This is a genomic window from Arenibacter sp. F26102 (assembly GCF_023015865.1).
Lineage (GTDB): Bacteria > Bacteroidota > Bacteroidia > Flavobacteriales > Flavobacteriaceae > Arenibacter.
The window spans coordinates 23,801-48,144 of record NZ_JALKBC010000017.1; the positions used below are offsets into that span (position 1 = coordinate 23,801).

Below are 24,344 nucleotides of genomic sequence, written 5' to 3' on the forward strand. Positions count from 1 at the left end.
AATATTAATTCTTAAACCGGTTCTTAACCCAAAACCCTACTCTAACAGGGAATAAAGATACCTAAAAATGCCAATAACACTATTCAATTCCATTGCTTCTTGGCTGCTGAAAAAGCGTTACCATCAGATAGAACTTTTTTTAAAGTACCCCGAGGAAGTACAGGATGAGGTGTTGCACCAATTGCTGTCCTTTGCCGAGGATACGGAAATAGGAATAATATACGATTTTGAATCTATCAACAACTATGAAACCTTTATAGAGCGGGTGCCTATTGTTTCTTATGAGGAGGTAGAACCTATGATAGAGCGGTCAAGAAGGGGTGAGCAAAATATTTTTTGGCCAACCACCATTAAGTGGTTTGCCAAGAGTAGTGGTACTACCAATGCCAAAAGTAAATTTATTCCGGTCAGTTCTGAAGCCTTGGAGGATTGCCATTATAAGTCCAGTAAGGATTTGCTATGTCTGTATTTAAATAACAATGAAAACTCGCAGTTGTTTACAGGGAAGAGTTTACGTTTGGGGGGCAGTAAGGAGTTGTATCAGGATAACGGTACCATTTTTGGGGATCTTTCGGCAATTTTAATAGATAATATGCCATTCTGGGCGGAATTGAGTAGTACACCAAGTAACAAGGTGTCGCTTATGAGCGAATGGGAGACTAAATTACAGGCAATTATTAGGGAAAGTGTACAGGAGAATGTGACCAGCCTTGCAGGGGTGCCCTCATGGATGTTAGTGCTTTTGAATAATGTCTTGGAGGAAACCGGGAAGGATCACCTTTTTCAGGTTTGGGAGAATTTGGAAGTTTACTTTCATGGAGGGGTTAGTTTTAATCCGTATATGGACCAATATTCCAAATTATTGCCCAAGAAAAATTTCAACTACTATGAAATCTACAATGCCTCCGAAGGTTTTTTTGCTATTCAGGACAGAAATCATGCAGACGATCTTTTACTGATGTTGGATTATGGTATTTTCTATGAATTTATACCTATGGAAACATATGGCACAGATGAACAAATTACACTGCCATTGTGGAAGGTGAAGATAGATCAAAATTATGCCGTAATAATTACGACCAATGCAGGGCTATGGCGTTACAAAATTGGTGATACGATAAGATTTACCTCTACCAATCCATATAGGATAAAGGTTACGGGCAGAACCAAGCATCATATTAATGTATTTGGGGAAGAATTGATTATCGAAAATGCGGAAGAGGCATTGAAAACTATATGCAAAAAAACAGGGTCCGAAATAAAGGATTATACCGTGGCACCTATATTTATGGAAGGTAAAGAAAAGGGGGCACATGAGTGGATCATAGAATTTAGAAAGGCCCCTGAAGAATTGGCATATTTTACCGAAATTTTGGATAATGCACTAAAATCCTTGAACTCAGACTATGAGGCCAAGCGTTATAACAATATTACCTTAAAGCTTCCCAAGGTGCATATTGCAAGACAGAATCTATTCTATGATTGGCTAAAATCCAAAGACAAGTTGGGAGGGCAACATAAAATTCCAAGATTATCCAATAAAAGGGACTACATCGAGGAATTGCTTCAGATGAACAAATAAATAAGGTTAACTCTTTTATTATCTACATCTTAGAGGTGTTAAATGTTTCCCATTAACTTTTTAAACTTTTTATTATGGCGAATAGATTAGTTATATTGTCGGATATGTGGGGGTCTAAAAAAGGGCTATGGATTACTTCTTATTTAGCTTACTTACAGCAATATTATAATATTACTTTTTACGACTGTCAGCATTTGGCCGATGTAAGTTTGGCGGTAGACTCTCCTGAAAATATCCAGAAGGAATTTATAGATGGAGGAGTGGAAACAGCGGTGGCGCATTTGCTGAAAAAAGAAAATGAACCCAGCCATTATTTGGCCTTTGGAATAGGTGGGACTATTGCGTGGAAAGCGGCACTAAAAGGATTGCCGATGAAATCGCTTTATGCTATTTCCAGCACAAGATTGCGACTGGAAAACCAGAAGCCGGAAGGGAATGTACAATTATTATATGGGCAGCATGATGAGTTTAGGCCATCCGCGGAATGGTCGCTTCAGGTAGGTGTAGAGTTGGAAATTGTTCAGAATTTTGGACATGAACTTTATACCGATGAGAAAATAATCAGTAAAGTATGTCAAGGTTTGTTGGCTAAGGTAATGCAAAAACAATCCGTGGCCTGATAATCGAAATTCTTCTTTTTAGAAGAATAGAGGAAGGAGTAGAATGAATAAAAGCCAAAAGCAGTCTTACGAGACTGCTTTTAGCTTTTTAATAGTTTCAAAGGATAATTTCTCCTCGGCATAAGGTTTTGTTACCTTAAATTCGGTTTCGTTCGTACTTGGAAATTCGAACATTGCGTCAGTGAAAATGGCTTCACATAAAGAGCGCAAACCTCTTGCTCCCAACTTATATTCTATGGCCTTTTCTACAATATAGTCCAATGCCTGATCCGTAATTTTAAAGGTAATCCCGTCCATCTTAAACAATTTTTCGTACTGTTTAATTATGGCGTTCTTAGGCTCTGTTAATATAGCCCTTAAGGTTTCCTTGTCCAATGGATTCATATGGGTGAGTACAGGTAGTCTACCAATAATCTCAGGTATTAATCCAAAGTCCTTTAAATCCTTAGGTACAATGTATTGTAAAATATTCTCGTTGTCTACCTTTTCTTCAGCTTTGGACGCGCTATAGCCTACGGCCTGCATGTTCAACCTTTTGGTAATGTGCCTTTCAATTCCGTCAAAGGCACCTCCGGCAATAAACAAAATATTTTCTGTATTTACCTCTATAAATTTCTGATCTGGGTGCTTTCTGCCTCCTTTGGGCGGTACATTTACGACAGTACCCTCCAGAAGTTTAAGAAGTCCTTGCTGAACACCTTCTCCTGATACATCACGGGTAATGGAAGGGTTATCGCTTTTACGTGCAATTTTATCAATTTCATCAATAAACACGATGCCACGTTCCGCCTTTTCCAAATTGTAATCCGCAGCCTGAAGCAAACGGGTAAGTATACTTTCCACATCTTCCCCAACGTAACCAGCTTCAGTAAGAACGGTAGCGTCAACAATGGCCAAAGGAACGTTTAGCATTCTGGCAATAGTTTTTGCCATTAGAGTCTTACCGGTCCCGGTCTGACCTACCATTACAATGTTACTCTTTTGGATTTCTATATCGTCTTCCTTGCTTTTTGGTTGTAGAAGTCTTTTGTAATGGTTGTAAACTGCTACAGACATTACTTTTTTGGTACGGTCTTGACCAATAATATACGTATCCAAAAATTCCTTTATTTCCAAAGGTTTTTTTAATGTCAACTCAGAGGAAAGGTCATTGTTCTTGGTCTGCTTGGATTCCTCCGCAACTATCCCATGTGCCTGCTCTATACATCGATCACATATGTGCGCATCCAAGCCCGCAATCAATAAATTGGTTTCTGGCTTTTTCCTACCACAAAAAGAGCATTCTAAATTTTCTTTTGCCATATCATTTTATCACTTTCAATAATAGTAACGAAAAAATCTACATTTTGGTTCATCCATAAACGAAGGAACAGTGATTTTTTGATACCTTTAGTCGTCTCTAATCCTTATCCCTTACTAAGATTTCATCGATCATGCCATATTCCTTGGCTTCATTTGCTTTCATCCAATAATCCCTATCGCTATCATCACTAACTTTTTCAAGGGCCTGACCTGAATGTTTTGCAATTATCTGGTACAATTCATCTTTAAGTTTCAATATCTCCCTAGCTGTAATTTCTATATCGCTAGCCTGTCCTTGGGCACCACCAAGAGGTTGGTGGATCATTACCCTGGAATGGGTTAGACCGCTACGCTTTCCTTTTTCTCCAGCGCATAGAAGTACGGCGCCCATAGAGGCTGCCATTCCGGTACATATGGTGGCAACATCTGGTTTTATGAACTGCATGGTATCATATATGCCCAAACCGGCATAAACACTTCCGCCGGGCGAATTGATGTATATTTGTATGTCCTTGGAAGCATCGGTGCTTTCCAAGAATAATAACTGTGCTTGTACAATGTTGGCAACTTGATCATTGATTCCCGTTCCCAGGAAAATAATACGGTCCATCATTAATCGGGAGAAAACATCCATCGCTACTGCATTTAGCTGTCTTTCTTCAATAATGTTGGGAGTAAGGTTGGTGGGGTACATACTACTTAGTATAGTATCGTAATACATGCTATTTATTCCCTGATGTTTAATAGCGTAGTTTTTGAATTCTTTCCCGTAATCCATATTTTAATCAATAGTTTTTTAAGATAAAAAAAGTGTCGAAAATAAAATCTTCGACACTGTAAATATACTTATTTTTAGTGAAACTTGATTTTAATAGCTCTTATCTCGGCTTAATTAAAATGTATTGTTCAACTAATTTGAATTACCCGTATACTTCCTTGACAAAGTCTTCGTATGTAACTTCTTTTGGTTTTAAATTTGCCTTTTCCTTGTAAAGGGTCAATAGTTTTTGACTCATTAATTGCTCCGATAGTCGTTTTACCTCATCTTGGTTGGAAAGGACTCTTGCAGCAATGCTGTCCAATTCTTCCTCTTTCGGGTCTAACTGGCCAAATTGTGCCATCTGTTGTTTTATAAAGCCCTTTGCAAATTCTTTAAGCTCGTCAAATTGGATTTGAATACCGTTTTCCTGGATGATTTTGCCTTCGATCAATTGATAGCGCAACCCTTTTTCGGATTTTTCAAATTCTTCGTTCGCTTCTTCCTCTGTCAGTTGTTTTTCACCTGTCATCTGAATCCATTTGGTAAGGAATTCTGTTGGAAGGTCAAATTTTATGTTTTCTATAAAATGTTCCGTAACATCGTTAAGCAACTTCTGATCGGACTGTTGCTCAAATTGCTTTTCGGAATCTTCTTTGATCCGTGCCTTAAGCTCCTTTTCCGAGCTAATAGCATCCTTGCCAAATAACTTATCAAAAAGCTCCTGGTCTAATTTTGCAGGCTCCTTTTCGTTTATTTCCTCAATAGTGAAAGTAACATCGATATCCAATTTTTCGGATTTTTCACCGTCTATACCTAAAGAGCTGCCCAGTAAATGATCTTCCTTGAACAAGCCTTTTGTTTTTAAAGTAACAACGTCGCCCACTTTTTTGCCCAATAGGCTTTCAAGTGCTTTTTTGCTTTTTATTTTTTCAATCTCGATAACGGTCTTATTGTCTATTTCCTCCGCTTCGTTCTTGAAAACACCATTTACTTCATCTTTTTTTCCAACTTCAGTCTTGCTGATCAATTTGCCGTATTGCTTTTGGATACGTTCCACTTGCTCTTCGATCATTTTTTTGTCGGCAGTAATCTTGTAGTGGGTTATGGCCTTTTTCGATTTAAGGTCTACATTGAAACTTGGAGCAAGTCCCAATTCAAATTCAAATGCGAATTCTTCAGAATCCCAATTAAAGTTGTCTTGTTGTTTTGGAAGTGGATTTCCCAAAACATCCAACTTTTCTTCTGTAAGATATTTGTTGAGATTGTCTTGTAACAGCTTATTCACTTCATCAACCAAAACGGCTTTGCCATATTGTTTTTTGATCAATCCCATAGGTACTTGACCTTTTCTAAAACCCGGTATATTTGCCTGTTTTCTGTAGTCTTTTAAGATTGTTTCTACCTTGTCGTGGTAATCCTCTTTGGTTACCGCAACTTTTACTACTGCATTTAGTTCGTCAATCTGCTCTTTAGTGATGTTCATTTCTATGTCTAATTTTGCTAAAATAAAATGGGATGCAAAAGTACTACATTTTCTAATCTCCAACAAGTTTTTAAATTACTGAATGTCAAAAAGGTATCCTATATTTTTTTGTCATCATTTAGAAATGAATAAAATATAGATTGTAGAAAGGACAGTAAAAGGCTAAAAAGTAGTGCCCACCATATATTATTTACCTGAAAACCATCAATAAAATAGTCGGCCAAAAGGATTATTACGGCATTAATGATGAGTAAGAATAGTCCTAGGGTGAGAATGGTGACCGGCAAGGTTAAAATGATCAAAATTGGTTTTACTATAAAATTCAATAAGCTTAGTACAATGGCGACAATGATGGCTGTGGTGTAAGAGTCCACGCCGACCCCAGGTAATATTTTTGCCAAAATAACAACCGCTATGGCACTAAGGAGAATTCTCAAAATTAAATTCATATTTATGTTTTTTTTTTTGGTTAAACAATTGTTTTGGAAAATGGAATAATACCTTTAAAAGTAAACATTTATTTATTTAGTGAAAGCACTATTTTGCTGGGCTGAAAGTCATGGGTTTAAATGGCCCCTCTAAATTCTATATTGATAAAGCATCCCGCTCTACTTGATAAATTTAAGTGTTTTCTCTAAAAACTGGGTTGGATTCTCTGCATGTAGCCAATGTCCCGCATTATCTATGGTTTCTATAATGGCCAAAGGGAAATGTCTTTTTACCGTGGCTAGGTCCTCTTGTGTAATATACTCTGATTTGTCTCCCCTTAAAAAAAGTGTTGGGCCTGTATAGGTGTCCGTAGACCCTATGTTTTCACCTATTTCTTCCATTTTCCCACTTAAAACCTCGAGATTGAAACGAAAACCCAAAACCCCTTTTTCTTCCCAGTACAGATTCTTTAGCAAAAATTGACGAATCCCTACATTTCCAATGTATTTGGACAACTGTTCGTCAGCATCGTTTCTAGAGCTAATATTGTGGATATCTATGGCATTGAGGCCATTGATAATTTCTTGATGATGGGGTGGGTAGTATTTTGGGGCAATATCGGCTACAAGAAGTTTTGTTGTTAAATTGGGGTGGTGACAGGCAAAAAGCATGGCAGTTTTTCCTCCCATGGAATGGCCCAGTATGATGGCTCCTCCCAAATGATGGTGTTCCATATATTGTTTTACATCCTCTGCCAGCACTTCATAATTGAATTCATTGGAATGGAAGCTTTTTCCATGGTTGCGCAAATCTACAAGATGGGCCTGAAAACCCTCCTCGGCATATTTTGCTCCCATCGATTTCCAATTATCCGACATTCCTAGAAATCCATGTAAGATAATTATCGGTTGACCTTCCCCTAAAATATTGGAATGTAAAATCGGCATTATTTTAACTTGTTTAGATACATATTTATAACATTTTCCAGACCCAGATAGAGGGATTCGCATATTAGGGCATGACCAATGGAGACTTCCAATAAATGAGGGATGTTTTCCTTAAAATATTTAATATTGTCCAAGCTAAGGTCGTGTCCGGCATTTAGTCCCAATCCCAATTGATAGGCCACTTTGGCAGCTTCTGTAAATGGAATTACCCCATTTTTGTTTCCTTTGGCATATTCATGGGCATAACTTTCAGTGTAAAGTTCAATACGGTCGGTCCCAGTTAAGGCTGCCCCTTCTATCATTTTAATATTGGCATCCACGAAAATAGAAGTTCTGATCCCATTATGTCTAAATGTGTCAATTACTTCCTTTAGAAAGTCCTTGTGTTTTACAGTGTCCCATCCGGCGTTGGAAGTAATGGCGTCAACAGCATCGGGCACTAAGGTTACTTGTGTGGGTTTTACTTCCAAAACCAAGTCTATAAAGGAGCCTATAGGGTTTCCTTCAATATTATATTCCGTTTGGACCACTTTTTTTAAATCCCTGGCGTCTTGGTATTTAATATGTCTTTCATCAGGCCTGGGGTGTATGGTAATGCCCTGTGCCCCAAATTCTTCAATATCTTGGGCTACTTTTAGTAGATTGGGTACGTTTCCCCCACGTGAATTTCTTAATGTTGCAATTTTATTTACATTAACGCTAAGCTTTGTCATAGGACTTTAGTATAATTAAAAGGCAAAAATACAAATTAGGCATACCTTTTGCTCCATTTAGTATGAAAGAATTCGTTTTCCGAACCTTACTTTGTTTATGGGGTGCACTTTTGTAAATAATGAATTGGTGGGCATTTTAAGCATAAGGATGGTAAAGAGTTTGGAGTATTAATAATTAATAGGGATTAATTTTTCATAGCTCGCAAAAGAGGTTGCCTTTTGGTAATAATACTTTGGAAGATTAGGGTTCTTAGAAATTTTTATTAGTATTTTGCGTTATAATATGAAGTTATGAATATTCAAAACAACATAATTGCCACATTACCGATTTTTAAAGTGGGTGATTCCTTGAAAAAAGTGATCAAATTCTTTAAGAACTCGACCTATTCCCATATAGCCGTGGTAGAAGAAAATCTATTTATAGGTGTTTTGGATGAAAAGGATCTTGATAACTATGAGGTGGATAAAAAGATAGAGGATTACCGATATAATTTGGAAACTTTTTTTGTCCGAAAAGAAACTTCTTGGCTCGATGTGTTGGAAATATTTTCCAAAAATGAGGCAAATCTTTTGCCGATCCTGGACGAGGAAGGCCAGGTGGTTGGTTATTACGATTTAATAGATGTTGTTGATGAGTTTATAGATACACCATTTTTTACGGAGCCAGGAGGAATCCTAGTCTTGGCAAAGGGTATAAAAGACTACTCCTTTAGTGAAATTGCCCAAATAGTGGAAAGTAATAACGTGAAACTTTTAGGTGGCTTTATTACGGATATACGCAATGATGTTATTCAGATTACCGTTAAAATAGGTACTGCCCATTTGAATGAAATTATACAATCCTTTAGAAGGTATAACTATACTATTCTTTATGGGAACAACGACGATTTATTTATTGAGGATTTAAAACAGAGGTCCGATTACCTGGATAAATACCTAAATGTCTAACTCCTATGAAATGAGCCAGCTTGCCCAAGGATATTACCTCCCGTTCATTTTTGGACGTACGTATATTGGCAGTGGCGAATTACATCTGATAAATAATAAAAGATAAATTTAAACAGATGAAAGTTGCCATTTACGGACTTACCTGTCAGAACAGTGCATTGGATTATATAGTAGAGTTGCTGGACGAACTTCACAAGGAGAATGCCGAAATTTACTTTGAAAAAGATTTTTACAAGCTAATAATGGCCAAGCGGAATGTAGGTGAATTTTCTGTATTCACGGATTCCATTGGTCTGGATGCCACTTTTGACATGTTTGTCAGTTTTGGTGGCGATGGTACAATTTTAAGGGCAACGACCTACGTTCGTGATCTGGGAATACCCATAGTAGGGGTAAACACAGGTAGATTGGGTTTTCTGTCCACATTTAGGAAAGAAGAAGTGCGTAAGGTGGTCAAGGAATTTGTGTCTGGCGCCTATACCATTGTGGAGCGAAGTTTGGTGGAGGTAAGTTCCCAATCCAATATTCCCGAATTTAAGACATTAAATTTTGCACTGAATGAAATTACGGTGAGCAGGAAAGATACCACCTCCATGATTACTGTAGAAACTCACCTAAACGATGAATATTTAACCTCTTACTGGGCCGATGGCCTAATTGTGGCCACCCCAACGGGTTCTACGGGTTATTCCCTTAGTTGTGGTGGGCCGGTAATTGCACCCACGGCAAAATCTTTGATACTTACTCCGATTGCCCCCCATAATCTCAATGCCAGACCTTTGGTGATTTCCGATGATACGGTTATAAGACTTAAGGTTTCAGGTCGGGAAGAAAGTCATTTGGTGTCCCTCGACTCCAGAATTGCTACAGTGGCAAGTGGTAAGGAGATTTTCATAAGAAAGGCCCCTTTTACTATTAAGATGATCGAGTATACTTCCGAAAGTTTTCTAAAAACGTTGCGAAATAAATTATTGTGGGGCGAAGATAAACGTAATTGATTGTTTTTGGAGCGACAATAAAATAAGACAAAATCTGTTTATCAAGTGAGAACATGAATGTAATAATTTACTAGTCTAAACTACTGAAATTGTTATATTTGCAAACTTTTATAAATAATGAGGTTATTTTTTGCGGCATTTCTGCTTTTCATTTTTAGTGAAACTAAGGGACAGACATATGAAGTTGGCCTATTTGCTGGGGGTGCCAATAATATAGGTGATGTTGGAAGGTCTAATTTCATTTTACCTTCGGGTCCGGCTTTTGGTGGTTTGTTCAAATGGAATAAGAGCAAGCGCTATGCTTGGAGAGCGAGTATAATTTATGGCGAGTTTACGGCGGATGATGCCAAATCGGATATCCCTTCCAGACAACAGCGAAATTTGGCAATGGACAATAGTGTTTTGGAGGCGTCGGCAGGTTTGGAGTTTAATTTTGTAGAGTATAATTTGCATCAATTAGGTCCGGCATTTACACCTTATCTTTATACGGGTGTCACCTATTTTAGATATGGGTATCATTATTTTGATGCTGCACAATTGCAGGATATTGGACAAAAAGATGGGTCTTTTGCGGTTCCGATGACCGTTGGGGCAAAATTAAGGATTAGTCAATTTTTTATAGTTGGCGCTGAAATAGGGGCTAGATATACGTTTACGGATAATTTGGATGCCAGTAATCCGGAAGGGTCCAATTATGAAGAGTTTAGATTTGGAAATATTTTTAGTGATGATTGGTATGTTTTCTCAGGGGTTACTTTAACGTATACGTTTGGAAGGAAACCTTGTCAGGATTGCTTTCAGTAATTTTAAAATAAATAGTTTGGAAGAGGTGAAAATGAAATCATTACCAAGACACTTGGCCATAATAATGGATGGTAATGGGAGATGGGCCAAAGAAAAAGGAAAATTAAGGGTATTTGGCCATGAGCAAGGGGTTAAAACAGTTAAAAGAACTGTTGAGGACTGTGCTAAATTGGGATTGGAGTACCTTACTTTGTACACTTTTTCTACCGAAAATTGGAATAGGCCGAAACTTGAGGTGGATACCCTAATGCGGTTATTGGTGTCTTCCCTTAAAAAGGAATTGAAAACCTTGAACGACAATAATATAAAGTTGAATACCATTGGCAATATTACCTCCTTGCCTATAAGTGCCCACAAGGAATTGTTGGATGTGATGGCGAAAACCAGTGGGAATACCGGAATGACTTTGACCCTAGCACTTAGTTATGGATCTAGGGAAGAGATAAAAAATGCTGTTCAACAGATAAGTATCAAAGTTAAAAATAATATAATTTCTCCCGAAAGTATTGACGAAACCATTATTAATACCCATCTTTACACGCACAATTTACCAGATGTAGACTTGATGATTCGAACCAGCGGAGAGCATCGAATCAGTAATTTTCTACTATGGCAGATTGCATATGCGGAATTGTATTTTATTGACGTATTTTGGCCGGATTTTTCGGAGCAGCATTTATTGGAAGCCATTAAAAATTACCAGAACAGAGAACGAAGATTTGGAAAAACTAGCGAACAACTCACCTAGCGACATGAAAAAGTTCATGTCCCTTGAACTTTTTATTACACTTTTATTCTTAATTTTTACTACAGTTATCTCGGCACAGGATACAGCCTATGAAGATGGCAAAAGGTATATACTTGGAGGATTGGAGGTAACCGGATTGCAAAGTTACAACGAACAGACCGTAAAGACTTATACGGGCTTAAGGATTGGGCAGCCCATAACCGTACCTGGCGATGAAATCAGCGCCGTTATCAATAAATTATGGGGGCTGGAACTTTTTACGGACATAAGCTTCTATATTGTCAATATTGAAGGCGAGAATGTTTTTCTTGAACTTAATATAATTGAAAGGCCTACACTTTCCAATGTAACCGTTTACGGGGTTAAGAAAAGAAAGATAGATGAAATTTTAAAGGATACGGATCTTAAGAAGGGGAAGAAGATAACGGAGAGTTTAATTGCCAATTCCAAGAATTATATCCAGAACAAGTATAAAAAGAAAGGTTACCTTAATACAAAGGTTACTATAGCTACAGCAAAGGACACTACCGATGCCAATACCCAGACTATGGTAATTAATGTTAAGCAAGGTGATAAGGTGAAAATCAACGATATCGTTTTTGAAGGAAACGAACAGTTGTCCGACAAACAGCTTGGTAAGGCCTTGAAAAAGACCAAGAAAAGAAAATTCTACAGATTCTGGAAAAAATCCAAGTATATCCAAGAAGATTACAAAACCGATCTAGTTTCCTTAGTAGATAAATATGCTGAAAAAGGTTTTAGAGATGCCCGAATTATATCGGATACCTTTGTAAAGGTTTCAGATGACCTCATCGATGTGAAAATCAAGGTAGAAGAGGGGAATAAGTATTATTTTGGGGATATAGATTTCGTCGGAAATACTATTTATACCGACCGTCAACTTGCCCAGGTTTTGGGTGTTAAAAAAGGTGATACCTATAATGGGGTGTTATTGAGAAAGCGCATCGCAGATGACTCCAAACCAGATGCTGAAGATCTGACCAATTTATACCAAAATAATGGCTATTTATTCTCCAGTATCAATCCCGTCGAGATTTCTGCAGAGAATGATACCATCAATTTTGAAATAAGAATTATTGAAGGTAAAGAGACGTTTCTAGATCATGTTACTGTAATTGGTAATGACAAAACCAATGACCACGTAATTTTTAGGGAGTTGCGTACAAGACCTGGCCAGCGTTATAATAAATCGGACATCATTAGAAGTATCAGGGAATTGGGACAATTGGGATTCTTTGATGCAGAACAGATAAAGCCGGATATCCAAAATCCTGATCCAAATGCAGGAACAGTGGATATTGCCTATAACTTGGTGGAAGCTGGCTCCAGTCAGATAGAACTCCAAGGTGGTTACGGTGGAGGTGGTTTTATAGGTACTTTGGGACTGTCTTTTAGTAATTTCTCCATGAAGAATTTATTTAATGGAGAGGCTTATAAGCCCGTACCTATGGGTGATGGGCAAACCTTTGCCCTTCGTTTGCAGGCGAGTAGGACATATAGGGTGTATAGTTTGAATTTCTCCGAACCATGGCTAGGTGGTAAAAAGCCGGTAAGGTTTAATATGTCCCTTTCCAGAACCCAACAGTTCTATTATAACCCCTATGTAAGCAGTAAACCAGATAAGAGCAAGCAATTTTCTATCACAGGAATTACGGCCGGTTTGGCTAAAAGGGTGCAATGGCCAGATGATTTCTTTACCATATCACACTCTTTGGGTTATCAATTATATAATTTCCAAGACTATAATTTAGGACTTTTTAATTTTGGAAATGGAAAATCGAATTCAATTGCCTATACCCTTGGAATCTCTAGAAATGCTACCGGTGGTGGCCGTATTTATCCAAGATCTGGGTCTAATTTTGAGCTGACTGCCAAGTTTACCCCTCCATTTTCTTTGTTCAATAATATAGACTATAAGCAACTCAATGAAGATCAAGAGGTTGCCATTGAGGAGTTGGATAGTGACGAAATAGAGCGCATAGATCAAGAACGCTTTAGGTGGCTGGAATTCTATAAGGTTAATTTTAAGGGAGATTGGTATACTACTTTGGTAGATAAATTAGTATTAAGAACCAATGCCGAATTTGGATTTTTAGGAAGTTATAATGAAGAGGTGGGCAAGGTTCCTTTCGAGCGATTTTTCGTAGGTGGCGATGGAATGGGTTCCTATACTTTGGATGGAAGGGATGTAATTTCTTTAAGGGGTTATGAGAATCAATCCTTAACGCCATATAGTGTAGATCCATTAAGTGGCGGACAAGTACAGGATGGTGGTATTGTATATAATAAGTATTCCTTGGAACTAAGATATCCGTTGACACTTAAGCCATCGGCCTCCATTTATGGACAGGTATTTTTAGAGGCTGGAAATGCCTTCAACAATTTTCAAGACTTTAATCCGTTTGAATTGAAAAGATCTGCCGGAGTGGGGCTTCGTATTTTTATGCCAGCATTTGGATTATTGGGAATTGATTTTGGATACGGATTTGATCAAGATTACAACCCCAATTCAGCTGGACCTAGCGGTTGGCAAACCCACTTCATCATTGGACAACAGTTTTAATATATAGAAATTTGCAATTGTTTTATATGTTAAATGGTTCATTCTAAAATATTTAGTTATTTTGGCACGATATTTTCTATAGTATAAAAAGAAGATAGCATGAGAATTAAATCAAAAGTACTTTTGTTCCTAGTTGTAACTACGTTTGTTACTACTATTTCGGCACAAAGAGGGGTTAGAATCGGTTATGTGGATATGGAATATATCCTAGAGAATGTTGAGGAGTATAGGGAGGCAAATGAACAATTGGCCGCCAAAGTGCAGAAATGGAAATTGGAACTGGATAAGGAGAAGGGTGAAATTGATCAGATGAAAAAGGATTTAATGGCAGAGAAAGTGCTGTTAACGGAGGAGTTGATTTCAGAGCGCCTGGAGGAAATCCAGATTTTGGAAAAGGAGATGTTCGATTATCAGCAGGACAGATTTGGTCCCGAGGGTGATTTGGTTCTTCAGAAAAGACGATTGATTCAGCCCATTCAAGATCAAGTTTTTAATGAAGTCCAGAAAATAGGAGCGAATAAAAAATATGATTTTATTTTTGATAAATCGGCAGATGTTGTAATGTTGTATTCCGAGAAAAGACACGATATTAGCGATCTTGTTTTAAGAGGAATATCAAGGACCAGAAAAATAAGCGCACCTAATAAAAAGCAAGGGGCAAGAAATAATTTTGAGGATCTAGAAGAAGAGGAAACCGAGGAAAATATAAGCGATGCACTTTTAGAAAGACAGGAAAAGGCAAAGCAGGCCGAAGAGGCAAGGACCAAGACCGCCGAGGAAAACAGGGCAGAACAGCTTAGGATCAGGGAGGAACGGAAAAAGGCTTACGAGGAAAGAAGGAAAAAATTATTGGAGGAGAGAGAGGCTAAAAGAAAAAAGGAAATTGAAGAGAGAAGCGGTAAAAGCGACTCAAAGGAAGACGATGGAGAGAAGTCAAAAGAAAATCAGTAACATTGAATTAAGTATAAACCAAATTACTTTTATATAACTAAATCTTTAAATTAACACTCAAACATTAATTAAAATCATGAAACAAATTAAAAAAATAGCAGTAGCCATAGTTTTGTTCGTAGCAGCAACAAGTTTTGTTAATGCACAGGCAAAAATAGCGCATATAGATGTACAGAAATTGTTGTCTGAAATGCCGGAGATGAAAGCAGCAGATGCAGAACTTAAAAAATTACAGGAAACCTATAGAGCGGATATTGAAAGTTCTATGACAGAATTAAAAAATAAGTACACACAGTATTCAAATGAGTCTTCTTCCAAATCTGAGGAGGAAAACCAAAAAAGAGCTTTGGAACTTCAAGGTTTTGAAAAAAATATTGGTGAGGCACAACAAACTGCTCAACAGGAATTGCAGAAGAAACAAGCTGAGCTTTTAGGTCCAATCACCGAAAAGGCTAAAAAAGCTATAGAATCTGTAGCTGCTGCTCAAGGAATCGACTACGTAATGGATGCTACCCAAGGAGGTGGATTGATCGTTGCCAAAGGAAAGGATATTTTGCCAGATGTTAAGAAGCAATTAGGCTTCTAGTCAGGAAATTGAATAAATAGGAAAAGCCATGCAATTGCATGGCTTTTTTTGTTAGTGAAACGCTATTTTAAAAACGCTGTAAAGCAGCATTTTTAAAATAGTTGGTTGAACTAATCTCGCTGAAAAAGCGGGATATAAATAAGTACATGACCTGGAAGCCTGACGGGATAATTTAGAAAATCTTTTCTTTTTTATGTCACTAGCATTATTGTCCGAAGGCTTTTACGTTACTATGCTTTGTGTTTATGGAATCGGCTTTGGAAAATTGACTAAAAATTCCCTTGAAAACCTGTAAAGGGTTAGTGCACTAATCGTTGTAAGGAGCTATTACAAGAGAGGTTGACATGAACCCACTTCATGATCGTATATGCTTCAGTGTAATTCCATATCTTCTGCCTTTGGAGTTTCCAAGTATTCTTCGAGATATACTAAATACTGTTCTGGTTCTATTTGGAATGGCTAAGAGTGGAATATACTCAGAGTATATTCTGAAACATAGCCTGTATTAAGTTATGGTTTGTGGATTATTAGGAAGGATTTTATTGAACTTGCCTTCAAAATAGAAAAACAATGGTGGAAAAACGCTATTTTAGTTAGCGCTATAAATTCCCTGGGAATCACATAAGTGAACTGCGACATTGCTCGGTATATTAAATGAGCTTTGTATCTTTTAATAAATGAATTCGAGAGCCAACTATTATCTTTTATAATATGAAAAATATATTCAGTCTTGTTGCAATTACTTTTTTTGGTTTTATAGCATGTGGTCAGGATAATATGTTGTGTGTAGGAAGTCATTGGACCGAGGATGAAGCAAATATCGTGATGAAAAAATTCGCCTCCGAATGGACCGATTTGGAATCTTGGGAACAAAGGTCGTCGAGAATCAGGAAAGGTATTGTAGAAGGTATGCAACTGGATAAGATGCCGAAAATAGCGGGTAATTTCAATCCTATTATTAGAAATACCAGGCTTATGGATGGTTATATCGTAGAAAACATAGCCATTGAAAGCTTTCCAGGTTTTTATATTACGGGCAACCTGTACAGGCCCATTAAATTGGAGGGCAAATATGCTGCGATTCTTAGCCCCCATGGCCATATGAAAGATAAGAGGTATACGGATTATATTCAATGGCGTTGTGCTGCCCTAGCTAGAATGGGAGCGGTTGTTTTTGCCTATGATATGGTTGGTTATGCCGAAAGTAACCAGGTGAATCATAAGATGCCCATTGCATTGTTGTTGCAGACTTGGAACAGTAAACGGGTCTTGGAATATTTGTTGTCCAGGCCGGATGTGGATAAGGAACGGGTAGGGATGACCGGTGCCTCTGGAGGAGGTACTCAGACCTTTGTCTTAACAGCAATTGATGACCGTATAAAAGTAGCAGCACCAGTGGTACAGGTTTCTGCCCACTTTTTTGGCGGATGCGTTTGTGAGAGTGGAATGCCCATACACAAAAGTAAGGGCCACCAGACCAATAACGTGGAAATTGCAGCCCTTTGTGCCCCGCGACCCTTGCTTTTGGTTTCGGATGGATCGGACTGGACAAGGAATACTCCTAGAGTAGAGTATCCTTATATACAAAAGGTATATGCCTTATATGATGCTGAGCACAAAGTTGAAAATGTTCATCTACCGGCAGAAAGACATGATTATGGGTATAATAAAAGAACGGCTCTCTACAATTTCTTTGACCATCATCTTGATCTTAACGCTGGAAATATTCCTTATGAGGAAGGTTATAAGGAGGATTTTGTTACAATTTTGGCCCCTGAGGATTTAATGGTATTTGGCAAAGAAAATCCAAGGCCTAGAAATGCACTTCAGGGTGATGATGCCGTTATAAAATATTTGAAAATATCAATTGATTAAAATTAAATAGTTATTCATGCAAAATATACTTGTGTCAGCCGATTGGCTTAAGGAAAATTTGGATCAGCCCGAAATAGTAATTTTGGATGCCCGGTTGCGATACGATGTAACAGATTCTGATGTGGAGGATCAAAGGGTCACAGGAGCACGTATTTTTGATTTGGAAAATGAGTTCAGTGATAAAAATAGTCCGTTTCCCAATATGCTGCCCAGTTCGGCCCAATTTGAAAAAGCCTGTAGAAAATTGGGTATTAATAAATCCAGTAAAATAGTGGTTTATGATCATTACGGTATATACATAAGCCCTAGGGTCTGGTGGATGTTCAAAGTTATGGGTCATGACAACGTCAGTGTCTTAAATGGTGGCTTCCCAGAGTGGGATAGCAAGGGGTATGCCTCGGAAAAAGGGATTAGAAAGAAGGTTGGTTTAGGTAATTTTAAAGCACACTTCAATCCTGAATTGGTGGTGAATTATGAACAAATAAAACATAATATAGAAGATAAGAAGGCCTTGGTAATTGATGTTCGTTCTTCAGATCGCTTCCTTGGCCTTGTTCCAGAACCAAGGAAGGAATTAAGACGGGGGAATATTCCGAACTCCATCAATATGCCATATGAAACTGTACTTAAGGATGGGAAATATAAATCTGAGAGCGAATTGAAGGAGGTTTTTGATGATTTAAATAAGGAAGGGCGGCCCCTGGTGTTTAGTTGCGGTTCTGGAGTTACGGCCTGCATTGTTCTGTTGGCTTCTGAAATGACCCTCGGAAATACCAAAAAGGTATATGATGGGTCGTGGACGGAGTACGCACAAGTAGCGGACTAATTTAATAATATTCCTTATCTATTTTTAGAAAATGAAATTTGTCCAACAAAAGATGACCTTTATCCAGAAAATATTCACTGGACAAGTCAAAAAATGGGTGGGATTCATTTTCTTGACTTGCATCTTGGTAGCATGTCAGGAAAGTCAGCATAAAAAAATTAGAGTTGCCACTGCCGCTAATATGGCTTCTGCCATGGAGGAGTTGACAAAAGTCTATGCCAATAAATCTGGTTTGGAATTTGAATTGGTTGTGGGTTCGTCCGGTAAATTAACGGCACAAATTTTAGAAGGTGCTCCATATGACGTTTTTGTAGCGGCAAATATGAAATATCCGGAAGCGGTTTTTAATGGGGGCAAGGCAATGAGTTTTCCTAAGGTCTATGCAAAAGGGCAATTGGTACTTTGGTCAATGATTGAGAATATGCCGGTTTCAATTGTTGATCTATCAAATCCCCAAATAGAACACATTGCTTTGGCAAATCCCAAAACCGCCCCATACGGCGTTGCCGCCACGGAAGTATTGCAGCACTATGGTCTGCATGAAACTTTAGGACCCAAATTGGTTTTTGGGGAAAGCATTGGTCAGACCGATCAATTCATTATGTCCAAAGCTGCACAAATTGGATTCACGGCTTTGTCAACGGTACTATCTCCGGAAATGAGGGGTAAAGGTAGCTGGATTCTAATAGATCCGTCACTTTACTCCAACATTGGTCAAGGGGTAGTGCTTGTAAATCTAAATGGGGGCAATAATCCTGAAGCCAAGGGCTTTTATGATTTTCTTTTTTCCAAAGATGCCAAGGAGATATTAAAAGATTTTGGATATTTGGTGAATGAATAGTTTTCCTGGGCATATTACAGATATTAAAACGTATGGAAATATGTCCATAGTTTACGTTGAGGTAGAGAACCAAATTGAACTAATTTCGGTGGTAATAGATACGCCTCAAACATCCCCATATTTAACAAAGGGCCACAAGGTAAATGTTTTGTTTAAGGAAATGGAGGTAGCCATTAGTACCCAAAAAGAACTGGACGTTAGTATAGAGAATAAGATTTCTGGAAGTATTGCCAATATTGAAATAGGCGCATTAATGAGCAGGTTAATTTTGGAAACCAATTTTGGTGAGGTCGTTGCCATAATAAGTACCATGAGTGTAAAGCAACTGGGATTGGTTGTTAAAATGAAAGTGAAGATTATGGTTAAATTAAACGAGATAATACTGGCACCATAATGGATTGGCAACCTCTAGTGCTTACTTTTAAACTTGCCGTGATAACCACGGCTATATTGTTTGTGGTTTCAATTCCCATTGCCTATTGGCTCTCCAATACCAAATCTAAAATGAAGCCAGTGATAGAAACTCTGGTCAGCATGCCCTTGGTGCTGCCGCCAACCGTTTTGGGTTTTTATATGTTAGTGGCATTTAGTCCGGAAAATGCCTTTGGGAATTGGTTAAATGAATGGTTAGGAATAAGACTTATATTTTCTTTTGGCGGTTTGGTTGTAGCTTCTGTCATATATAGCCTTCCGTTTATGGTACAACCTATTCAAACCGGACTTTCCTCACTGCCATCTACACTAAAAGAAGCTTCCTATACCATGGGGAAATCTAAATTGACTACCCTAGTGAAAATTTTATTGCCCAATGTTAAGCCCGCGCTTTTGACGGGCATTGTCTTGTCCTTTGCCCATACGGTTGGTGAGTTTGGCGTGGTTTTGATGATTGGTGGTAATATGCCAGGAAAGACCAAAGTGGCCTCTATAGCCATCTATGACGAGGTAGAAGCTATGAATTACTCCGCTGCCAATAGTTATTCATTGATATTGTTTTCCATAACATTCATTATTCTCCTTATGGTTTATCTTACAAATGGCGGATATTTTAAACGCTTCGTCCCATGATACGGCTAAACCTAAAAAAGACACTAAAGTCAATCGGAGGAGAAATGGTTCTTGATTTGGAATTGAACATTGCAAAAGGGCAATTTGTTACCTTGTTCGGGGAATCCGGGGCAGGGAAAACCTCCACTTTAAGAATGCTCAGCGGTTTGTTGAAGCCAGATATGGGAAGTATAACCGTAGACGGGAGAACTTGGTTTGATAGCAATAGAAATATTAATCTTATACCACAACAGCGAAAGGTGGGATATGTATTTCAAGACTACGCCCTCTTCCCTAATATGACGGTTAGGCAAAATTTGGAATATGCCTTGCAAAAGTACCAGGACAATTCTATAATTCAGGAATTGTTGGATTTTGCACAGCTCAGCGAATTGCAACAACGAAAACCGGAAACCCTATCGGGAGGTCAGAAGCAGCGCGTGGCATTGGCCAGAGCCTTGGTGCAAAGACCGGAGATTTTAATATTGGATGAGCCATTATCTGCCTTGGATTTAAAGATGCGGATAAAATTACAGGAGTATCTTTTGCAAATTCATAAAAAATACAAACTCACTACGATACTGGTAAGTCATGATATTGGTGAAATTGTAAAATTATCTGATTGCGTATTTGAAATTCAAAATGGTAAGGTTATCAAGAAAGGTACGGCCAGCGATTTTTTTGGACTCAATAAGACCAGTGCTAAATTTAGATTTTCCGGGGAAGTCTTGAAAATTGAGAAGGAGGATGTTATTTATGTAATTTCGGTCCTTATTGGTAATGAAATAATCAAGGTGGTTTCGGATCGTACGGAAGCTAATGAATTAAAGGTTGGAGACCAGGTTTTAGTGGCTTCAAAAGCTTTTAACCCTATAATTCAAAAAATATAGCAATTGGTTTTGCCAGGTATTCCTGATTTTTTGGTTTAAACGGTCATCTCTGTAAATAGGCTCTCCAGATTTTTGTTTTTCCTACTTAATTGAAGTGTCTTTAATTGATTGTCATGGGCGAAGTCGAACACCGTAGGACGCATATCCTTGGTGGTGTTAAAGGTAATCTCGTAAACAAAACCACCTATATTTTTAACTGAGTTTACATTGGGCAGTTTTTTCAGGAAAGCTTCTTCCACTCTAAAATCGAATTCAACCACCAATACTTGATCCTGGCCGTCCCTTAATTCAGAAAGTTTTTTATCTGCAACCAAAGTTCCTTTGTTTATTATCAGTACCCTGTCACAGACGGCCTCGACCTCTTTCATGATGTGTGTGGAAAGGAGAATGGTCTTTTCTTTTCCAATTTCCCGGATCAATTTTCTAATTTCCAACAATTGATTGGGGTCTAGGCCGGTGGTTGGTTCGTCCAAAATTAAAACCTCTGGGTCGTGCAATAGTGCAGCAGCTAGGCCAACCCTCTGCCGATATCCTTTGGAAAGTTGTCCAATTTTTTTGTTGGCTTCGGGGGTAAGGCCTGTTTGGGCAATTACAGTATTGATCCTATCCTTGTCAACTTTATATACCTCGGCGTTAAATCCAAGATATTCCTTTACATACATGTCCAAATACAAAGGATTGTGTTCAGGGAGGTATCCAATACTTTTTTGAACGTTTTGCTTATCCTTATGTACGTCAAATGAATTTACTGCTGCCTGTCCTTCATCCGGGGTGTAATAGGTGGTCAAAATTTTCATCATGGTGGATTTCCCTGCTCCATTAGGTCCTAAAAAGCCGACAATTTCTCCCTTTTCGATAGTAAAGGAAACCTTGTTCAGTGCTATTTGTTTGCCAAAGGATTTGGTGATGTTTTTTACTAGGATGGACATGCGACTACTTTTTATCAAAAATAATGCAAATAAGTGGAATCTAGTTTTATTTATTTTTGATAAAATATTGAAGGTCAACGTTGGATAGTTGTTTTCTGTAAAACTATCGGTATGGATTTCATTGGAGTAATTCGTAAAATTGAGTCAATTTAAGGGCGAAATTCACATTTTTTTTAAAATATAATAAAATAAATAAAAAAATTGTAGCTTAGGGACTGATTTATAAATTTAATTATTACTTTAGCCGCAGTTTTACAAGAAAAATGACAAAGCAATATTTCTGGAACGGTTTTTATTTTTACTTCTTTTTTAAGGGAGGTAGGGGACTGTTCTAGCATATTTTAAAGTATATATAGAAAAAAGTCCTGTGAAAACCAGGACTTTTTTTTTGGATATAACTTTCATAATTAATGGTAAAATTAGAAAGTAGTAAAGCTGAAAGGCTCTAATAGTCAGGCAATTAAATTGTAATAAGGTGAAGTTGAAAATTGCAATACAGGGTATAAAAGGTTCTAATCACCATCAGGTGGCTAAGGATTATTTTGGCGATGATGTTACATTCGTTGAATGTTCGTCCTTTGATAGTTTGGTGGATCATTTGATCAATAGAACTGCCGATAAAGGGGTGATGGCCATAGAGAATTCCATTGCGGGGTCCATTATTCCCAATTATGCATTGGTGTTCCATAAAAACCTTCATATTATTGGGGAGCAGTATTTAAATATTCATCATAACCTAATGGTTTTAAAGGGGCAGACGATAGAGGATATTCAAGAGGTTCGATCGCATCCCATGGCTCTGCTGCAATGCCATGAATTTTTTAAAAACTATAAGCACATTAAACTGGTGGAGGATGTAGATACAGCGGAGACTGCTAAAAGAATTCAGGAAAACCAGTTAAGGGGAATAGCAGCAATTGCTCCAAAAGTTGCAGCGGAATTGTACGACTTGGAGATTATACATTCGGAAATTCAGACGATAAAGGACAATTCCACTAGGTTTATAATAGTGAAAACGCAGAACAAAGCTTTGCCGGAGAATGAAATTAATAAGGCATCGGTACGTTTTATTACTGACCATAAGCGAGGAAGTCTAGCGGCAATTTTAAACGTGATGAGCGATTGTAATCTGAATCTAACCAAGATACAGTCTTTACCGGTAATAGAAACGCCATGGAAGTATTCTTTCTTCGTGGATGTTACCTTTGAAAAGTTTAAAAATTTTTCCAAAGCCAAAGCCTTGTTGGAAATTATGGCGGAAGAATTTAAAGTATTGGGAGAATATAAAAATGCCAGAATATTATGATTGGGGCAAATAGATTAAACACAGTTGAAGAATACTACTTTTCTAAAAAACTTAGAGAAGTAAGGGGGTTAATGGCCGAAGGTAGACCTATAATAAATATGGGTATCGGAAGCCCGGATCTGGAACCATCCATAGAGGTGCAGGATGCGGTGAAAGATGCTCTGAGCCATGATGGAGCACATCAATATCAGAGTTATCAAGGATTGCCCGAGCTAAGGGAATCATTTACGTCATTTTATAAGGATAAATTTGGTGTAATTGTAAATCCACAAACTGAGGTATTGCCTTTAATGGGGTCTAAAGAGGGAATCATGCATATTAGCTTGGCCTTTTTAAATCCAGGAGATGAGGTGTTGATCCCTAATCCAGGATACCCAACATATACATCGGTAACCAATTTGGTAGGGGCGGTACCAAGGTACTATGACCTGACCAATAATAACGGTTGGTTTCCGGATTTGGAAGCATTGAGGAAGCAAGACCTTGCTAAAGTGAAAATAATGTGGACCAGTTATCCACATATGCCCACAGGGGCGACGGCAAGTAGAGAACAATTGACTCATTTGGTTGCTTTTGCAAAAGAGAACGATATTTTATTGGTGAATGATAACCCTTACAGTTTTGTGTTGAACCAAAATCCAATAAGTATTTTGGAGATTGATGGTGCAATGGACGTGGCTTTGGAATTAAATTCGCTGAGTAAAACCTTTAATATGGCAGGCTGGCGTGTAGGGATGGTTTTCGGTAATAGTGAACATATAAATGCTGTTTTAAAGGTGAAAAGTAATATGGATTCCGGCATGTTCTACGGTATTCAAAAAGGGGCCATAGCGGCTTTAAACAGCAGTGAATCATGGTTTAGCGAATTGAATAAGGTGTATAATGAGCGGAGGGAATTAATGTTCGCATTGGCCGATAAGTTAAATTGTGCCTATGATAAAAATTCGGTAGGGATGTTCGTATGGGCCAAATTGCCCTCCGGAGTTTTGTCTTCTGAGAAATTTATCGACTCGGTGCTTTATGACAAGAACATTTTTATTACCCCTGGGACAATTTTTGGTTCTAACGGAGAGGGGTATATTCGCTTCTCTTTATGTGTTACAGCCGAAAAGATTCAGGAAGCGATAGATAGGTTTTGAAAAAATGAAAAATCGAGATGGTTTAATGGCCATATTTTG

At 38.0% G+C, this 24,344-nt stretch carries 24 protein-coding genes; 17 read left to right on the forward strand and 7 right to left on the reverse strand.

Going from position 1 to position 24,344, the window contains the following annotated elements; translation table 11 throughout:
• Nucleotides 1-67 precede the first annotated feature (67 nt).
• Both MWU78_RS19165 and MWU78_RS19170 read left to right on the forward strand, forming a co-directional pair.
• The gene (locus MWU78_RS19165) at nt 68-1,582 is read left to right on the forward strand and encodes a GH3 auxin-responsive promoter family protein (RefSeq protein ID WP_247000812.1); all 1,515 of its coding nucleotides are present in this window, start codon (nt 68-70) and stop codon (nt 1,580-1,582) included.
• Between the two features lie 74 nt (nt 1,583-1,656).
• Nucleotides 1,657-2,202 carry a hypothetical protein gene (locus MWU78_RS19170; RefSeq protein ID WP_247000814.1) on the forward strand — a complete coding sequence of 182 codons (546 nt, stop codon included), beginning with the start codon at nt 1,657-1,659 and terminating at the stop codon, nt 2,200-2,202.
• A 66-nt stretch (nt 2,203-2,268) separates the two neighbouring features.
• Here MWU78_RS19170 and clpX read toward each other — a convergent pair whose 3' ends face one another.
• From clpX to MWU78_RS19200, 6 genes are all read right to left on the reverse strand, one after another.
• Complete coding sequence (gene clpX, locus MWU78_RS19175) at nt 2,269-3,504, reverse strand: ATP-dependent Clp protease ATP-binding subunit ClpX (protein ID WP_247000816.1); 1,236 nt, start codon at nt 3,502-3,504, stop codon at nt 2,269-2,271.
• A 97-nt stretch (nt 3,505-3,601) separates the two neighbouring features.
• Entirely contained in the window at nt 3,602-4,282 is a 681-nt protein-coding gene (gene clpP, locus MWU78_RS19180) for an ATP-dependent Clp endopeptidase proteolytic subunit ClpP (protein WP_247000818.1), read from the reverse strand.
• A 142-nt stretch (nt 4,283-4,424) separates the two neighbouring features.
• A complete protein-coding gene (tig, locus tag MWU78_RS19185) occupies nt 4,425-5,747 on the reverse strand; it encodes a trigger factor (protein WP_247000820.1) in 1,323 nt (440 codons plus the stop codon).
• Nucleotides 5,748-5,845: 98 nt separating this feature from the next.
• Nucleotides 5,846-6,196 (reverse strand): phage holin family protein, encoded by a 351-nt coding sequence (locus MWU78_RS19190; protein WP_247000822.1) that lies wholly within the window; start codon nt 6,194-6,196, stop codon nt 5,846-5,848.
• A 159-nt stretch (nt 6,197-6,355) separates the two neighbouring features.
• Entirely contained in the window at nt 6,356-7,123 is a 768-nt protein-coding gene (locus MWU78_RS19195) for an alpha/beta fold hydrolase (protein WP_247000824.1), read from the reverse strand.
• The gene (locus MWU78_RS19200; RefSeq protein ID WP_247000826.1) at nt 7,123-7,836 is read right to left on the reverse strand and encodes a pyridoxine 5'-phosphate synthase; all 714 of its coding nucleotides are present in this window, start codon (nt 7,834-7,836) and stop codon (nt 7,123-7,125) included. Before MWU78_RS19200 ends, MWU78_RS19195 begins: the two co-directional genes overlap by 1 nt.
• Before the next feature lie 291 nt (nt 7,837-8,127).
• Here MWU78_RS19200 and MWU78_RS19205 point away from each other — a divergent pair, with 291 nt between their 5' ends.
• From MWU78_RS19205 to MWU78_RS19265, 13 genes are all read left to right on the forward strand, one after another.
• The gene (locus MWU78_RS19205) at nt 8,128-8,784 is read left to right on the forward strand and encodes a CBS domain-containing protein (protein WP_247000843.1); all 657 of its coding nucleotides are present in this window, start codon (nt 8,128-8,130) and stop codon (nt 8,782-8,784) included.
• A gap of 116 nt (nt 8,785-8,900) precedes the next feature.
• Nucleotides 8,901-9,782, forward strand: coding sequence for an NAD kinase (locus MWU78_RS19210; protein WP_247000845.1), 882 nt, complete (start codon nt 8,901-8,903; stop codon nt 9,780-9,782).
• Nucleotides 9,783-9,899: 117 nt separating this feature from the next.
• Nucleotides 9,900-10,586 carry a DUF6089 family protein gene (locus MWU78_RS19215; protein WP_247000847.1) on the forward strand — a complete coding sequence of 229 codons (687 nt, stop codon included), beginning with the start codon at nt 9,900-9,902 and terminating at the stop codon, nt 10,584-10,586.
• Between the two features lie 7 nt (nt 10,587-10,593).
• A complete protein-coding gene (locus MWU78_RS19220; RefSeq protein ID WP_247000982.1) occupies nt 10,594-11,334 on the forward strand; it encodes an isoprenyl transferase in 741 nt (246 codons plus the stop codon).
• A gap of 4 nt (nt 11,335-11,338) precedes the next feature.
• Nucleotides 11,339-13,918, forward strand: a complete 2,580-nt coding sequence (locus tag MWU78_RS19225; RefSeq protein WP_247000849.1) for a POTRA domain-containing protein — start codon at nt 11,339-11,341, stop codon at nt 13,916-13,918.
• A 99-nt stretch (nt 13,919-14,017) separates the two neighbouring features.
• Nucleotides 14,018-14,869: an OmpH family outer membrane protein gene (locus tag MWU78_RS19230; protein WP_247000851.1), complete on the forward strand. Its 852-nt coding sequence runs from the start codon at nt 14,018-14,020 to the stop codon at nt 14,867-14,869.
• 76 nt (nt 14,870-14,945) lie between these two features.
• On the forward strand, nt 14,946-15,455 hold the full coding sequence (locus MWU78_RS19235) for an OmpH family outer membrane protein (RefSeq protein ID WP_247000853.1): 510 nt from the start codon (nt 14,946-14,948) through the stop codon (nt 15,453-15,455).
• 711 nt (nt 15,456-16,166) lie between these two features.
• Nucleotides 16,167-17,330: an acetylxylan esterase gene (locus MWU78_RS19240; RefSeq protein ID WP_247000854.1), complete on the forward strand. Its 1,164-nt coding sequence runs from the start codon at nt 16,167-16,169 to the stop codon at nt 17,328-17,330.
• A gap of 16 nt (nt 17,331-17,346) precedes the next feature.
• Complete coding sequence (locus MWU78_RS19245) at nt 17,347-18,156, forward strand: sulfurtransferase (protein ID WP_247000856.1); 810 nt, start codon at nt 17,347-17,349, stop codon at nt 18,154-18,156.
• A 31-nt stretch (nt 18,157-18,187) separates the two neighbouring features.
• Nucleotides 18,188-18,997, forward strand: coding sequence for a molybdate ABC transporter substrate-binding protein (gene modA / locus MWU78_RS19250; protein WP_247000858.1), 810 nt, complete (start codon nt 18,188-18,190; stop codon nt 18,995-18,997).
• A gap of 40 nt (nt 18,998-19,037) precedes the next feature.
• Entirely contained in the window at nt 19,038-19,391 is a 354-nt protein-coding gene (locus MWU78_RS19255; RefSeq protein WP_247000860.1) for a TOBE domain-containing protein, read from the forward strand.
• Nucleotides 19,391-20,062 carry a molybdate ABC transporter permease subunit gene (modB, locus tag MWU78_RS19260; protein WP_247000868.1) on the forward strand — a complete coding sequence of 224 codons (672 nt, stop codon included), beginning with the start codon at nt 19,391-19,393 and terminating at the stop codon, nt 20,060-20,062. Before MWU78_RS19255 ends, modB begins: the two co-directional genes overlap by 1 nt.
• Entirely contained in the window at nt 20,059-20,931 is an 873-nt protein-coding gene (locus MWU78_RS19265; protein WP_247000870.1) for an ATP-binding cassette domain-containing protein, read from the forward strand. Before modB ends, MWU78_RS19265 begins: the two co-directional genes overlap by 4 nt.
• Nucleotides 20,932-20,966: 35 nt before the next feature.
• Here the strand turns inward: MWU78_RS19265 and gldA are convergent, their stop codons facing one another.
• On the reverse strand, nt 20,967-21,860 hold the full coding sequence (gldA, locus tag MWU78_RS19270; protein WP_247000872.1) for a gliding motility-associated ABC transporter ATP-binding subunit GldA: 894 nt from the start codon (nt 21,858-21,860) through the stop codon (nt 20,967-20,969).
• A 475-nt stretch (nt 21,861-22,335) separates the two neighbouring features.
• Between gldA and MWU78_RS19275 the strand changes: the two genes are divergently transcribed.
• A complete protein-coding gene (locus MWU78_RS19275; protein WP_247000875.1) occupies nt 22,336-23,166 on the forward strand; it encodes a prephenate dehydratase in 831 nt (276 codons plus the stop codon).
• Nucleotides 23,160-24,305 carry an aminotransferase class I/II-fold pyridoxal phosphate-dependent enzyme gene (locus tag MWU78_RS19280; protein ID WP_247000983.1) on the forward strand — a complete coding sequence of 382 codons (1,146 nt, stop codon included), beginning with the start codon at nt 23,160-23,162 and terminating at the stop codon, nt 24,303-24,305. The genes MWU78_RS19275 and MWU78_RS19280 overlap by 7 nt, the downstream gene beginning before the upstream one ends.
• Nucleotides 24,306-24,344 lie beyond the last annotated feature (39 nt).